This is a genomic window from Thiothrix litoralis (assembly GCF_017901135.1).
Lineage (GTDB): Bacteria > Pseudomonadota > Gammaproteobacteria > Thiotrichales > Thiotrichaceae > Thiothrix > Thiothrix litoralis.
In genome coordinates this window covers 2,054,272-2,068,240 of sequence record NZ_CP072801.1, presented here as the reverse complement: position 1 = coordinate 2,068,240, position 13,969 = coordinate 2,054,272, and the positions used below count along the sequence as shown (strand labels likewise).

Annotated in this window: 11 protein-coding genes; 8 read left to right on the top strand and 3 right to left on the bottom strand. The window is 54.9% G+C overall.

The window, feature by feature from the left end:
- The first annotated feature begins 106 nt into the window (after window positions 1–106).
- From cysM to J9253_RS09965, 7 genes are all read left to right on the top strand, one after another.
- Window positions 107–1,000, top strand: coding sequence for a cysteine synthase CysM (gene cysM, locus J9253_RS10000; RefSeq protein ID WP_210224429.1), 894 nt, complete (start codon window positions 107–109; stop codon window positions 998–1,000).
- A gap of 6 nt (window positions 1,001–1,006) precedes the next feature.
- Window positions 1,007–2,437: a DUF3375 domain-containing protein gene (locus J9253_RS09995; RefSeq protein ID WP_210224428.1), complete on the top strand. Its 1,431-nt coding sequence runs from the start codon at window positions 1,007–1,009 to the stop codon at window positions 2,435–2,437.
- A 45-nt stretch (window positions 2,438–2,482) separates the two neighbouring features.
- A complete protein-coding gene (locus J9253_RS09990; RefSeq protein ID WP_210224427.1) occupies window positions 2,483–4,021 on the top strand; it encodes an ATP-binding protein in 1,539 nt (512 codons plus the stop codon).
- Complete coding sequence (locus J9253_RS09985; protein WP_210224426.1) at window positions 4,018–4,617, top strand: DUF4194 domain-containing protein; 600 nt, start codon at window positions 4,018–4,020, stop codon at window positions 4,615–4,617. The genes J9253_RS09990 and J9253_RS09985 overlap by 4 nt, the downstream gene beginning before the upstream one ends.
- Window positions 4,610–7,987, top strand: coding sequence for an ATP-binding protein (locus tag J9253_RS09980; RefSeq protein ID WP_210224425.1), 3,378 nt, complete (start codon window positions 4,610–4,612; stop codon window positions 7,985–7,987). The genes J9253_RS09985 and J9253_RS09980 overlap by 8 nt, the downstream gene beginning before the upstream one ends.
- 262 nt (window positions 7,988–8,249) lie before the next feature.
- Complete coding sequence (locus tag J9253_RS09970; RefSeq protein WP_210224424.1) at window positions 8,250–8,432, top strand: hypothetical protein; 183 nt, start codon at window positions 8,250–8,252, stop codon at window positions 8,430–8,432.
- A 48-nt stretch (window positions 8,433–8,480) separates the two neighbouring features.
- Window positions 8,481–8,666 (top strand): YhfG family protein, encoded by a 186-nt coding sequence (locus J9253_RS09965; protein ID WP_210224423.1) that lies wholly within the window; start codon window positions 8,481–8,483, stop codon window positions 8,664–8,666.
- 59 nt (window positions 8,667–8,725) lie between these two features.
- Here the strand turns inward: J9253_RS09965 and J9253_RS09960 are convergent, their stop codons facing one another.
- The 3 genes from J9253_RS09960 to J9253_RS09950 are packed head-to-tail and all read right to left on the bottom strand — an operon-like array spanning window position 8,726 to window position 13,537.
- On the bottom strand, window positions 8,726–9,055 hold the full coding sequence (locus J9253_RS09960; RefSeq protein ID WP_210224422.1) for a type II toxin-antitoxin system VapC family toxin: 330 nt from the start codon (window positions 9,053–9,055) through the stop codon (window positions 8,726–8,728).
- Window positions 9,048–9,293 (bottom strand): hypothetical protein, encoded by a 246-nt coding sequence (locus J9253_RS09955; RefSeq protein ID WP_210224421.1) that lies wholly within the window; start codon window positions 9,291–9,293, stop codon window positions 9,048–9,050. The genes J9253_RS09960 and J9253_RS09955 overlap by 8 nt, the downstream gene beginning before the upstream one ends.
- 56 nt (window positions 9,294–9,349) lie before the next feature.
- Window positions 9,350–13,537, bottom strand: coding sequence for an nSTAND1 domain-containing NTPase (locus J9253_RS09950; RefSeq protein ID WP_210224420.1), 4,188 nt, complete (start codon window positions 13,535–13,537; stop codon window positions 9,350–9,352).
- A gap of 72 nt (window positions 13,538–13,609) precedes the next feature.
- Here J9253_RS09950 and J9253_RS09945 point away from each other — a divergent pair, with 72 nt between their 5' ends.
- Complete coding sequence (locus J9253_RS09945; RefSeq protein ID WP_210224419.1) at window positions 13,610–13,963, top strand: CU044_2847 family protein; 354 nt, start codon at window positions 13,610–13,612, stop codon at window positions 13,961–13,963.
- Window positions 13,964–13,969: the final 6 nt, after the last annotated feature.

The window sequence follows — 13,969 nt, the reverse complement described above, 5'->3', positions numbered from 1 at the left end:
CTTACCGTATTATGGGGTAAGGTCAAGCCAAATCCGCCGACAGGTAGCGAATACGCAGGATGGCTGTTAAGCTCCTCTTCTCAACACAAAATCAAGAGTGCAGGACATGCCTTACCCCACTATCGAAGACTTTATCGGCAAAACGCCGCTGGTGCGTTTGCAACGTTTGCCGGGTGATACGAGCAATACTATTTTGGTCAAACTGGAAGGCAATAATCCCGCCGGTTCAGTGAAAGACCGCCCGGCACTGTCCATGATCCAGCGTGCCGAAGCGCGTGGTGACATCAAGCCCGGCGACACCCTGATCGAAGCCACCAGTGGCAATACTGGCATTGCCTTGGCGATGGCTGCCGCGATCAAGGGCTACAAAATGGTGCTGATCATGCCGGAAACCATGAGCGCCGAACGTCGCGCTTCCATGAAAGCCTACGGTGCGGAACTGGTGCTGGTGAGCAAGGAGGCGAGCATGGAAGGTGCGCGTGACCTCGCCATGCAAATGGAACGCGAGGGTAAGGGCAAGCTGCTGAATCAGTTCGCCAACGAAGACAATCCGCTGGCGCATTTTCATTCCACTGGCCCGGAAATCTGGCGTGATACCCACGGTATGGTGACGCACTTCGTCAGCAGCATGGGTACGACAGGGACGATCATGGGGACGGGGCGTTTCCTGAAATCGAAAAACCCGGATGTTCAGATTGTCGGGGTGCAGCCTGCCACGCAAGCCGACCAGATTCCCGGGATTCGGCGTTGGACACCGGAATACCTGCCGGAAATTTTCCACCGCAATGAAGTTGACCGCGAAATCGACATGAGTCAGCCGGAAGCGGAAGACACCATGCGCCGCCTTGCCTCGGAAGAAGGCATTTTCTGCGGGGTATCCTCCGGCGGGGCGGTCGCGGCAGCGCTACGTCTGTCCAAAGAAGTTGAGAACGCGACTATTGTTGCTATCATTTGTGACCGTGGCGACCGTTATATTTCCACGGGCGTGTTTCCGGCATAGGCACAGATGGATTATTCAACCCTCGCGCATTTGCGTAAGCATGACACCACTTGGCGCTTGCTGACCTCCCCGCACGCGCCCTTGATTATCAGCTTCCTGTTTGCGGTGTTCATCAAGCCCAACGAACGTTCCTTGCCGTTTGATCAGGCCAGCACGCAACTCGACGACTATTTGTTCCACCTCAACGACCAGTACGGCGCGGACACTTTCCCCAAAAGTGCGCGGCAATATCTGGACGATTGGGCGAACGGGGCAAGCCCGTACCTGCGCAAATACTACGTGCAAGGGCGCGACATCCCGCAACTGGATTTGACACCGGGGGCTGAAAAAGCAGTGGAATGGCTGCAAGGCTTGCAACCGCGTCAGTTCGTTGGCACCGAGTCGCGGCTGATGACGTTGTACCGCTTGTTGCAGGAAATCGTGCAAGAAGCGGAGCAAGACCCCGCGCTCAAAATCGCTGAGCTGGAAAAGCAAAAAGCCGAACTGGAACGCCAGATTGCCCGCATCCGTTCCGGTCTGGTAGAAGCGGCTGACCCGACCCGCATCAAGGAGCGCTGGTTTGAGGCCGAAGACACTGCCCGCAAGCTGCTGGCTGATTTCCGCCAAGTGGAGTACAACTTCCGTACCCTGGATCAGGATGTGCGGGAGCTGATTGCCACCAGCGAGAAGCGCAAAGGCGAATTGCTGGACGAAATTTTTGAGCAGCAAGACTACATCCGTGACTCCGAACAGGGGCGTAGTTTCCACGCCTTTTGGGAGTTCCTGATGTCGCCGCAACGCCAGCACGCCTTGGAAAGCATGACCACCGCAGCCTTGCAGCAGGAAGCCTTACGCGAGGTGGACGACCGCCACTTTCTGCCGCGTATTGGCTTTTTCCTGCTGGAAGCGGGCGAGAAAGTGTTCCGTACCAACGCGCAACTGGCAGAACAGTTACGCAAATACCTCGCCGATCAGGCGTGGCTGGAAGACAAGCGTATCCTGCAACTGATCCGAGGCATTGAACGCACAGCAGTAGCCATGCGCAATGCCCCGCCCGATTCCCGCCAGTTTGCTGTGATCGACCAGCCGCGTCTGGCACTGGATCTGGTGATGGAACGCAGCTTGTTCCAGCCAAAAATCAAAACCGTGCTGGCGGAGGTCAGGCTGGAAGAAGCGGATGCCTGCGTCGATGTGCAGGCGCTCTACAACCAGCATTGGGTGGACGAAGCCCGCTTGCGCGGTAATATTCGCCGCTTGCTGCACGAACATCCGCAGGTCAGCTTACAGGAAGTGCTGCAATACGCCCCGCTGCAACAGGGTCTGGCGGAGCTGGTGGCCTACCTGAACCTTGCCAGCAAAGATGTCAAAGCGTTGGTGGATGAAGCCGTGGAAGACGTGCTGCCCTTGGGCGAAGCCGGGCGCACGGTGCGCTTGCCGCGTATCCTGTTTACCCGCTGAAACATGCTATTCTAAGCCTTATACCCTTTGAAACAGGTCACTGCCATGCTGCAACGTTTACCCGTCGGTATTCAAACTTTTTCCGAGCTGAGAAACAGGGATTGTCTGTATGTGGACAAAACAGAAACGATTGCCCAACTGCTCAATCAGGGTAAATACTTTTTTCTCTCACGCCCGCGTCGCTTCGGCAAGTCCTTATTGCTGTCCACCATCAAAGAAATCTCCCAAGGTAATCGTGCCCTGTTCGAGGGGCTGTGGATCGAAGACCAGTGGGATTGGGGCAACGTGCATCCGGTCGTGCATATATCCTTTGCCAGTATTGGCTACCGTACATTGGGACTGGAAGCGGCGATTGCCGCTGAGTTGCACGCCATCAGCCACCAGTTTGGGCTGACATTGCAAGAAAGTGAGATCGACCGCCAGTTTCAGGAATTGCTCCAACAGCTTGCCGCACGTAGCGGCAACGTCGTGCTGCTCATCGACGAATACGACAAGCCGCTGATTGATTACCTTGACAATATTCCGCTGGCAAAAGCCAACCAACAAGTGATGAAAACCTTCTACTCTGTCATCAAAGACAGCGACCCGTATTTGGAATTTTTGTTGATTACGGGCGTATCAAAATTCAGCCGTGTGTCGATTTTCTCTGACCTGAACAACCTGTTTGACCTGACGATGGATTACAGCGCGGCAACTTTATTGGGCTATACGCAAACCGAACTGGAGCAGTATTTTGAGCCTTACATGCCCGCTGTGGAAAAGCGTCTGAAGGTTGACCGTGACACACTGCTTGGTCAATTGCGTGACTGGTACAATGGCTACACTTGGGGCTTGGAAACCTCAGTCTACAACCCCTACTCAATTTTGAGCTTCTTTCAGGCGCAAGCCTTCCGTAATTTCTGGTTTGAATCGGGCACACCGACGTTTTTACCCAAGCTTATGCACCGCGACAAGGTGTATCGGTTGGATGATTTGGAAGTGGAGGAATCCGCGCTCGGTAATTACGACCTCGAACGGCTGGAATTAATACCCGTCCTATTTCAAACAGGTTATCTAACCCTGAAAAATCACGATGAATACGGTTTTTACCAACTGGACTACCCTAACCACGAAGTACGCGCCTCCATGTCCATGTATTTGATGGCAGAATGGGCGCACGAAGCACCCACCCGTACCACGCCAATGGTGGTGAAATTGCACAAGGCATTTCTGAACAATGACATGCCAGCGGTGATTGAGGTGATAAAAGCCGTGTTTAAGAAAATTCCTTACCAGATTTTCCTGCAAGACCGCGAAGCCTATTACCACAGTCTGATTTACCTGACGTTTTTCTATCTAGGTCAATATGCCGAGGCTGAAGTCAACGACAGCAATGGGCGTATCGACTGCGTGGTGAAGACGTCGACCCATATTTATATTCTCGAGTTCAAGCTGGATAAGACTGCTAAGGCTGCGATGGAACAGATTAAAAGTCGGGGGTATCCGGGGGGGTACGCCGCTGATCCGCGCCCGAAAATGTTACTGGGCATCAACTTCAGCAGCGTAACCAAAAGCGTGGATGACTGGGTGGTGGAAGCAGCATGAGCACTGAAACCCAAACCCCGAACCTCGCCCCTGTCCTCATCCAGCTTTTCAAGGGCGTGGTCTACGCCGACCAGCACCCGCGCCTGTGGCAAGCCCTGCTGGAATTGCAAGCCGCCGTGCGCGATTACATCCGCATCCTCGGCCTGACGCTGTATCTCGATGAAACCGAAGGCTACGCTTTCCTGCGCCAGCAAGACAGCGATGCTGGGGATGAAGACGCTACCGATACCCCGCGTCTGGTAGCAAAACGCCCCCTCACGTACCCTGTCAGCTTGCTGTTAGCCCTGTTGCGCAAACGCCTTGCTGAACAGGACGCCACGGGCGGCGACAGCCGGGTGGTACTGGAACGTACCCAAATCGTCGAGATGATGCGTGTGTTCATGCCCGAACACAGCAACGAAGCCAAAACCATCGACCAGATCAACGTCGCCATCAACAAAGTGATCGAATACGGCTTCGTGCGTACCCTCAAACAGCAGGATGACATGCTCGAAATCCGCCGCATCCTCAAAGCCTTCGTTGATGCGCAATGGTTGGGCGAACTGGACGCACAACTCAAAACCTACCAGCAATACGCGAGTACCAAGGATGAATGACCCGCAAGCCCTTTCCCTCGATTTCACCGCTGATGACGCACTGACCGGCTTCCGCCTGCACCATCTGGAAGTCTACAACTGGGGAACCTTCGATCAGCATGTGTGGAAAATTGCCCCGCAAGGCCACAATGCACTGCTGACCGGCGACATCGGTTCCGGCAAATCCACGCTGGTGGACGCGATCACCACCTTGCTCGTTCCCACCCAACGCATTACCTATAACAAGGCAGCAGGTGCGGAAGGCAAGGAGCGTTCCCTCGGTTCCTACGCGCGCGGCGAGTACAAAAGCGAGAAAGGCGAACTGAGTCAGGCCGCGAAAGCCGTGGCCTTGCGCGATGAAAAACACTACAGCGTGCTGTTGGGCTGGTTCTACAACCCCGGTTTTGCGCAAGGCATGACGTTGGCGCAAGTGTTCTGGTTCAAGGACGGCAACCGTCAGCCGGAACGCTTTTACGTCACGGCAGAGAACTTACTCACTATCCGCGAACATTTCGCCAATTTCGGCAACGACATCAGCAAACTGCGCAAGCGCTTGATGAAACTGCCCGGCGTGAGTGTGATTGACACCTTCAAGGAATATGCCGCACGTTTCCGGCGCTATTTCGGCATCCAGTCCGAACAGGCGCTGGATCTGTTTTACCAAACCGTGTCGATGAAATCGGTCGGCAATTTGACTGATTTTGTGCGTACCCACATGCTCGAAGACACTGGCGTAGAACAGCAAATTCACAGCCTGTGCCGCGATTTCGATAACCTCAACCGTCTGCACGAAGCGGTGTTGAAAGCGCGGCGGCAAATCGGCCTGTTGCAACCGCTGGACATTGCCCTTAGTGATTACACCCAACTCAGCAGCAGCATCCACGCGCTGCGTTCTGCCCGCGAAGCCTTGGGCTGCTGGTTTGCAGGCAGGGAAGTGGAATTGCTCACCGAGCGCCTGCAAACGTACCGCCACGATGCCGAACGTCTCAGCCATCGGCGCAACCAGCTTGAAACCGCCATCCAGAGTTTGCGCCTGCAAGAAGACAGCCTGCACCGCAGCATCGAAGATCAGGGCGGGCGGCGTTTGCGCGAAATCGAACGCGACATCGCCGCGCTGGACAAGGAACGCGCTCGCTGCCAACGTCTGTACGACCACTGGCAAGCCAACATCACCCAACTCGGTTTGAGCGCGACACTGGGCGAAGAGGTGTTTTACGACAACCGCCAGCGCGTCGAAGTGTTGGAGGCCGAAACCCGCCAGCAGGAACAACAGCTACAGACTGTGCGCGATGACCACGCCATCCGTTTCCGCCTGCAAACCGGGCAGCAGCAACAGTTGCAGGCCGACATTGAATCGTTGCGCCAACGCAAAAGTAACATTCCGCGCCAAAACCTCGCCATGCGTCAAGCGATGCTGGACGTGTTGAACCTCGCCGAGGAAGACCTGCCGTTTGCGGGCGAATTGCTGCAAGTGGACGAAACCGAACGGGTGTGGGAAGGCGCTGCCGAGCGCGTGCTGCACAACTTCGGCCTGAGCCTGTTAGTGCCGGAACGCCATTACGAGCGCGTCAGCCACTACGTTGAACAGACCCATTTGCACGGGCGATTGGTGTATTACCGCGTGCAAGAACCCAATACTTCACGGCGTAGCGAACTCAACCCGCAGTCGCTGGTACGCAAGTTGCGTATCAAGGCCGACAGCGAATTTTACCCGTGGCTGGAACACGCGCTGCACGAACGCTTTGATTACCATTGCGCCAGCGATATGCAGGATTTTCGCCGCCACCACCAAGCCCTGAGCCAGAATGGTCAAGTTAAGGGCGGTGGGCAACGCCACGAAAAAGATGACCGCCACAACCTGCACGACCGTTCCCGCTATGTGCTGGGCTGGAGCAACCGCGACAAGTTGCAGGCGCTGGAAGCGCAAGCCGAAACCTTGCTCCAGCAGATTCACCAAACGGCGGATGCGTTGTCGCAAGCTGAGCGCGACCGTCAACTGTTACGCCAGCAGCAGAATGCGTTGCATGATGTGCAAAAAGTGCGTGATTTCAGCGAGATCGACTGGCACACTCCGGCGCGGGCGATCCAACAATTGCGTGAAGAACAGCAGCGCATTGAAAGCAGTTCCGACATCCTACAAAGCCTGCAAGCGCAGTTACAGACCAGCAGCCAGCAACGTCAGGAGAGCGAACGCAAGCACAGCGAGGTATTGCTGGAACAGGGTACGCTGACCAACAAAATCGCCACTGCCGAAGAGGAGCAGGTGCATGCGGCAGAACAGGCTGCCTTGCTGAGCGCCGCAACTTTGGCGCAGCACCACCGTTTGTTGGAACACTGGCGGGAACAGGTACTGGGTGACACCGCTTTCAATTTGCGCAGTTTGGCGAAGCAGCAAAGCGACATCCGTGCCGCGATGCAGGCGCAACTGGACAGCGACGAGGGCAAAAACCGCCGCCTGTCGCAGAAAATTGTCCAGCAGATGCAGGATTACAAGCGCGATTACCCGGCAGAAACCAGCGAAGTGGATGCTAGTTTGGAATCAGCAGGTGAATTCCAGCGTATGTTGGCGGTGCTGCAAAGCGAAGACCTGCCGCGCCACGAACAGAAATTCAAGGCGATGCTCAATGAGCAGACCATCCAAGGTATTGTGATGCTGCAAAACCAGTTGGAAAAGGAACGCCGCGCCATCGACGACAAGCTCGAAGCCATCAACCGTTCCTTGCAGGGCATCGAATACAACGCGGGGACGTATATCACTCTGTTGGGCACATTCACCAGTGATGCTGATGTGCGGGATTTCCGTACCGATTTGCGCCAGTGCCTGAGCCACAGCCTCGACGATGACGAAATGTACACCGAAGACCGTTTCATGCAGGTCAAAAGCCTCATCGACCGCTTCAACGGGCGTGAAGGTTTGGTGGATAGCGACCGCAAATGGACGCGCAAGGTCACGGACGTGCGTAACTGGTATCTGTTCTCGGCGAGCGAACGCTGGCGCGAAGACGACACCGAACGCGAGTTCTACAGCGATTCCGCCGGGAAATCAGGCGGGCAAAAGGAAAAGCTGGCGTATACCGTGCTGGCTTCGGCGCTGGCCTACCAGTTCGGGCTGGAATGGGGGCAGGTGCGCTCACGCTCGTTCCGTTTCGTGGTGATCGACGAAGCTTTCGGGCGTGGTTCGGACGAATCTACCCGCTACGGGCTGGAATTGTTCCGCAAGCTCAACCTGCAACTGCTGATCGTCACGCCTTTGCAGAAAATCCATGTGATCGAGGATTACATCAACTCGGTGCATTTTGTGCATAACGAAGCGGGGCAACGTTCGTTGGTGCGCAATTTGAGCATTGAGGAATACCGGCGGGAGAAGGGGGAGCGTCAGGTGGTGAATTAGCGAGAGTGCTTGAATAATCCACAAGGCAGCAAGGCTTAATCGTATTACCGACGCGACGGCATAGCCTTTGAACAGGCGGCACAAGCGTTCTTTGATCCATTCCTAAGAATGGTGGATGCTAGTCGTAACGAAGAAAGCCGGGATGCCATCATTGGTATGGATAAATCTTGGAATTTATTGTTTGTGGTGAATATCTAGATAGAGGATGACCGTATCAGGCTTATATCCGCACGCAAAGCTACCAAGCAGGAGCAACGCTATTATGAAGATTGAGCAACTGAAAACGCGGCTAAGCAAAGATCGACCCATGACCAGCATCACGCTGAGAATGCCCAATGATGTGCTGGAAGACCTAAAACGTATTGCCCCCCTATTGGGCTTCAATGGCTATCAGGGTTTACTGAAAGCGTATGTGGGGCAAGGTTTGCGACGTGACCTTAGGTGAGTAGCAAACCGTGAAGCCACTCCCAGTTCAGAGGTTTGGAGTGCATTCATGCTGATACAGGCTAGAAATCTCGCCCGTTTCCGGCAAATCCGCCGCCGTAACTACCGCGCCAGTTTGCGGTTGGAAGGGTTTGCGCCATCAAGCCGAACGCATTTGGACGAACAAGCGCCATTGCTTTCCCCGCAAGATCTTGAAAGCCGCATTGCCCAAATCAAGGCAAGGTATGTCGGATAAGTACGGTGTCAGCCAAGACTAGGATTGTTACCCCAACAGTTCGGTCTTGGTCAACAAGCTCAATATTCGTGAAATGACAGACAATCGACCATTCCCCATTCTTTATCCTTGTAGCGTTGGTACAGATCAAAAGCGTCCTTGAACAGCAAGGGGTTCATGTGGATCAACGTCACATCCTCTGCTTCCTGAAAGTGCTGGATGATTTCGACAGCCTGTGTTTTGAAGCTACGGGAAAGGGCGTTGCCTACTTCCAGCAGGACTGCATCGGTTGTTACCAGCGGATGCCCAACAAAATACGGTTCGAGTTGCAGGGCTTCATCGTGATGCTGGTCGTTGGCGTTGATGTACGCGAGTACGTAACCCGTATCGACAAATAAAGGTTCAACCATGTGTTTGCCCCAACACGTAAGCATCGTGGTTTTCGGACAAGTCGGGTGCTGCGTGGATTTTTTCGATGGTGCGCAGACGTTCCAACAGTGTTTTGGGTTTAGGCGTTGCTGGGGCTGCTGCTTCATTGGCAGGCAGCAAGATAACCCGCACGGATAAACCTTCCCATTGTTGACGGTACATTTCCGGTATCAACAACATGCCGCCGTGTGGGGTGGCATTGAATTCAATGGCTTGCATGGTGTTCTCCTGATTTTTGCGTATAGCGGGATTCTAGCATGGAAAGCGTGGTGTCCTCACCCTCCCGCATACGGCTCTACCCAGCCTTCTTCGCCGGGGGCGGGCAAATCTGGGCAGGTTTTCTCGTAGGGCAAGGCATCGCCGATGAAACGTTGCCATTCGGCGAGGCTGAAATTGCGGTTGACGATGGAGCAAGCTTTTTTTGCCCAGCTTTCGGGGTCGGAGTCCCACAAACGCAGGGTGTTGTCATCACTCCCGCTGACCACATAGCACCCATCTTGGTTAAACGCTACAGAGTTAACCCACCCTTCATGTCCGCGCCAAGGTGCGCCGACCGCTTGCCCTTTCGCTGCCTCCCACAACCGCAAGGTGTTATCCGCACTTCCGCTGACCACATAGCACTCATCCGGGCTGAATGCCACTGCCCGAACCTCGTCTTCATGCCCGAACCAAGGTGTACCGACAGTTTGCCCCGTCGCTACCTCCCATAGTCGCAAGGTTTTATCACCGCTCCCGCTGACCACATAGCACCCATCCCGGCTAAATGCTACAGAGTTAACCCACCCTTCATGTCCGCGCCAAGGTGCGCCGACAGTTTGCCCCGTCGCTACTTCCCATAGCCGCAAGGTTTTATCATCGCTCCCGCTGACCACATAGTACCCGTCCCGGCTAAACGCTACAGCCTGAACACCGTTCCCATGTCCGTGCCAAGGTGCGCCGATCTGTTTGCCCGTCCTTATCTCCCACAGCCGTAAGGTGTTATCCCTACTCCCGCTGACCACATAGTACCCGTCCCGGCTAAACGCTACAGAGTTAACCCATCCTTCATGTCCGCGCCAAGGTTCGCCGATCTGTTTGCCCGTCCTTACCTCCCATAGCCGCAAGGTGTTATCCTCACTCCCACTCACTACATAATACCCGTCCAGACTGAACGCCACAGCCCGAACTTTATCTTCATGCCCGTTCCAGAGTGCGCCGACTGGATGCCCCGTCGCTACCTCCCATAGCTGCAAGGTGTTATCCTCGCTCCCGCTGACCACATGGTGTCCATCCGAGCTGAACGCCACAGATGAAACTGGAGCTTTATGCCAGCACCAAGGCTTATCCACTAAATGATTCGCTGCCACAGCCCACAACCGCAAGGTTTTATCATTGCCCCCACTGACCACATAGCGCCCGTCCGGGCTGAACGCCACATCCCGAACCTTATATTCATGCCCGAGCCAAGGGTCGCCGATCTGTTTGCCCGTCCTTACCTCCCATCGCAGCAAGGTGTTATCCGCACTTCCGCTGACCACATAGCGCCCGTCCGGGCTGAATACTACAGATTGAACCTCGTCTTCATGCCCGAGCCAAGGTACACCGACAGTTTGCCCCGTCGCTACCTCCCATAGCCGCAAGGTTTTATCACCGCTCCCGCTGACCACATAGCACCCGTCCCGGCTAAACGCTACAGAGTTAACCCACCCTTTATGTCCGAGCCAAGGTTCGCCGATCGCTTGCCCTGCCGTTACATCCCACAATCGTAGGGTATTATCCCAGCTCCCGCTGACCACATGGCGCCCATCTGGGTTGAACGCCACAGCCTGAACACCGTTCCCATGTCCGCGCCAAGGTTCGCCGACCTGTTTGCCCGTCCTTACCTCCCACAGATGCAAGGTGTTATCATCGCTCCCGCTGACCACATAGCGTCCATCCGGGCTGAACGCTACAGATGAAACCGAGTCGTCATGTCCGCGCCAAGGTGCGCCGACCGCTTGCCCAGTCGCCACCCCCCACAGATGCAAGGCAGTATCCCCACTCCCACTGACCACATAGTGTCCATCCGAGTTGAACGCTACAGATGAAACCCAAGATTCATGCCCGCGCCAAGGTGCGCCGACCATTTGCCCAGTCGCCACTTCCCATAACCGCAAGGTGTTATCATTGCTCCCGCTGACCACATAGCGTCCATCCGGGCTGAACGCGACAGATAAAACCCAAGCTTCATGCCCGCGCCAAACTGTACGCAAACTTCCTGCATCCTGAACTGTATCTCTCAATACCCCTCGGGTATGCACAGCACTCAGGTGTAAACGCCATGCTTGTGCTGCCAATAACAAGCCTTGAACCACATAACCATGGGCAACCGACGGGGAGAACATCGCTAGCCTTGCTTGATTAACCAATTTGCCCGCGATGAGTTCTTTGAGAATACGCTCTGTTTCTTGTTGTTCTTTTGTCTGTTGTTCTTGGCAGGCATGGATAAAACTTGACTCTTTTTCTCCAATTAATAGGGGGTCGGGATAACGAGCAAGAATTTCCTGTGCTTCTGCCAGTCGTCCATCACGTAACAAACTACCACCACTTTTTTGCCAGTCGGTAATGTCCGCTTCAATCCGTGTACGCCAGCTTTTGATTTCATGGTTGCTTGCCAGCCAATCACGTAGCCGTTGCCAGTTACGGATCAGTGATTCGTGAGCTACTGTGGTAGTAGCTTGTCCGTGTTTATCGTGGTCTTGAGTCAGCAGCCGTTCGTGCGTGACCAGTTGCACCAGCAGTACATCAAGGGCTTCGGTGTATTGTGGTTGGCGGTTGTGGAGTTCTTGCAGGGTGACAGTGCGGCGCGTGTCGTCTTGCCCGTCGCCGACTTGGGTGAGTTCGACCATCAGCCATTCCATCAGGCGTTGCTGTTGGGGTTCGAGTTGCTGGTAAAACGCATCGGCTTTTTCGTTCAACACGCCGCGCAAGCCGCCGCCGTGTTGCCCGCCCAATTGCTGGTACATCGCCAGCGTCAGTTCGCGGCTGCGTTCCTGCCGGGCGGACTGCCAGAGTTTTTCCAGCACGTATTGCAATAGCGGCAAGCTGCCCTTGGCGTGCAGGGTCTGGTCAACCAGTTCGTCTTCCAGTGCCTGTTCGCAGCGCATCCCCACCAGTGCCAGCGGACGGGTGATGGCTTCGCGCAATTCGCCCGCAGTGGGCGCAACCAACAGCAGCGCGTGGTGTTGCAGGCGTTGCCCCAGCCCGGCGTATGCCTGTTCGGTGCAATGCCCCAGAAAATCCGCCCGCAAGGTCAGCACCAGATGCAGCGGATTGTCGCCGTCCAACGCTTCCAGCAGGCAGGCGAAAAAATCCGCCCGTGCCTCATCATCGCGGCATTCGGTGAACACTTCCTCAAACTGGTCAATCACCAGTAACAAGCGTTTGCCAGCCGTGACCAGCCGCAATACTTCGTGTTGCAAATCCGCACCACTCGCCAGCGTGCCCACCTGCGCATCAGGAAAACCGCGCACCAGCGTATCCCGCAAGTTCTGCAAGTTCTGCAAGGGGTTGGCAGTGGGGCGCATCACCAATACCTGCCAATCGCTTTCCGGCAATTTCGGTAACAAGCCCGCCAGCACCAGCGACGACTTGCCACTGCCCGAAGCCCCCAGCAGCGGCACAAAACGGCTGGTGCTGAGCCTGTCGAGCAATTGCTGGATCATGCCATCACGCCCGAAGAAAAATTCCCGGTCAGCCTGCGTGAAGGTCAATAAGCCTTTGTACGGCGGATGGTCAGGCGGATAAGGCGATGCCACGCTAACTTCGCCTTGGTATTGCGTGAGGGTAAAGGCGGAGTTACCCCGAAACAACACTTGCTGAGGTAGGTTTTTACGGTGAGCTTCGAGGTAATCGACAAACTCCATCACACGGATTTCTGGCCTATCCTGATCCGGTGTCAGTGCTTCGCACAGTATTTCAGTCAGTAAGCTTTGCCCATTTTTGGCGAGTGCTTCCCCATCCGCTGTTGAAGCAGCCACCAGACAAAAGCTCTTTTTCTCGGAGGTTTTGAACTTCAATATCTCTCCGCTGTGACAACAATCCAGCCAAACACAGAGATTTTTAACAGCGCTGTCTTCCACCAATTCGGTGAGAAATGATAAGGGAACTGCTAACGGGGCGTCGGTAGCGGATAGGTACGAAGCCATACCGTGATGGGATACGCCGTGCCCGGAGAAATAGAAAACGGCAAGCTCCACCTCTTCGCCCGCTTGCGGATTTAGCACCTCACGCAACTTATCGCGCAACACTTGCGCCAGCACTTTGCCAGAACTGCCCACCTTGCCATCCGCTAACGGCAATGGATACAGCATGTCAAAACCGCCGTATTCAGATAGCACATCGTAAATCCGTTGGGCATCATTGGTGGGAGCAGAAAGATTCTGCAATCCAGTACGGGGTTCATACTGGCTAACACCAACAATCAGGGCAATGCGGCGTGGCATAAGGGTTTTCTCTATAGCAGCAAACGCGCTCATGATAGTATGAAAACCACACAACCACCAAAGGTATCAACGATGGCAACCCTCAAAGCAATGGAACTGGAAAACGGACAAATGGTTTACATGCAAATCGCTGAAAACATCAATTTTGTCGACACCCCAGCAGACACACAAGACAGCGGTTTTGAACACAAAGGCATAACAGAACAGGCAGCCAAAGCCGTGGACAAACTCGGCGACGTAATCCGTGCCATGTCCGACACTGCCGCCAAAGCCCTGCAAGATTCCGCTTTAGGTAATGTGGAAAAAGTAACGCTGGAATTCGGCATTACCCTCGGGGGGGAAATGGGCATTCCTTTTATCACCAGCGGCAAAGCCGAAGGCTCAGTGAATGTGACTGTGGAGTTTTCTCCCAAGAAAAGTGCATAATCGCTG

Bases quoted from the DNA above. Each gene is read 5' to 3' on its own strand.
- cysM (WP_210224429.1), top strand. From the start codon at position 107: ATGCCTTACCCCACTATCGAAGACTTTATCGGCAAAACGCCGCTGGTG.
- J9253_RS09995 (WP_210224428.1), top strand. From the start codon at position 1,007: ATGGATTATTCAACCCTCGCGCATTTGCGTAAGCATGACACCACTTGG.
- J9253_RS09990 (WP_210224427.1), top strand. From the start codon at position 2,483: ATGCTGCAACGTTTACCCGTCGGTATTCAAACTTTTTCCGAGCTGAGA.
- J9253_RS09985 (WP_210224426.1), top strand. From the start codon at position 4,018: ATGAGCACTGAAACCCAAACCCCGAACCTCGCCCCTGTCCTCATCCAG.
- J9253_RS09980 (WP_210224425.1), top strand. From the start codon at position 4,610: ATGAATGACCCGCAAGCCCTTTCCCTCGATTTCACCGCTGATGACGCA.
- J9253_RS09970 (WP_210224424.1), top strand. From the start codon at position 8,250: ATGAAGATTGAGCAACTGAAAACGCGGCTAAGCAAAGATCGACCCATG.
- J9253_RS09965 (WP_210224423.1), top strand. From the start codon at position 8,481: ATGCTGATACAGGCTAGAAATCTCGCCCGTTTCCGGCAAATCCGCCGC.
- J9253_RS09960 (WP_210224422.1), bottom strand. From the start codon at position 9,055: ATGGTTGAACCTTTATTTGTCGATACGGGTTACGTACTCGCGTACATC.
- J9253_RS09955 (WP_210224421.1), bottom strand. From the start codon at position 9,293: ATGCAAGCCATTGAATTCAATGCCACCCCACACGGCGGCATGTTGTTG.
- J9253_RS09950 (WP_210224420.1), bottom strand. From the start codon at position 13,537: ATGCCACGCCGCATTGCCCTGATTGTTGGTGTTAGCCAGTATGAACCC.
- J9253_RS09945 (WP_210224419.1), top strand. From the start codon at position 13,610: ATGGCAACCCTCAAAGCAATGGAACTGGAAAACGGACAAATGGTTTAC.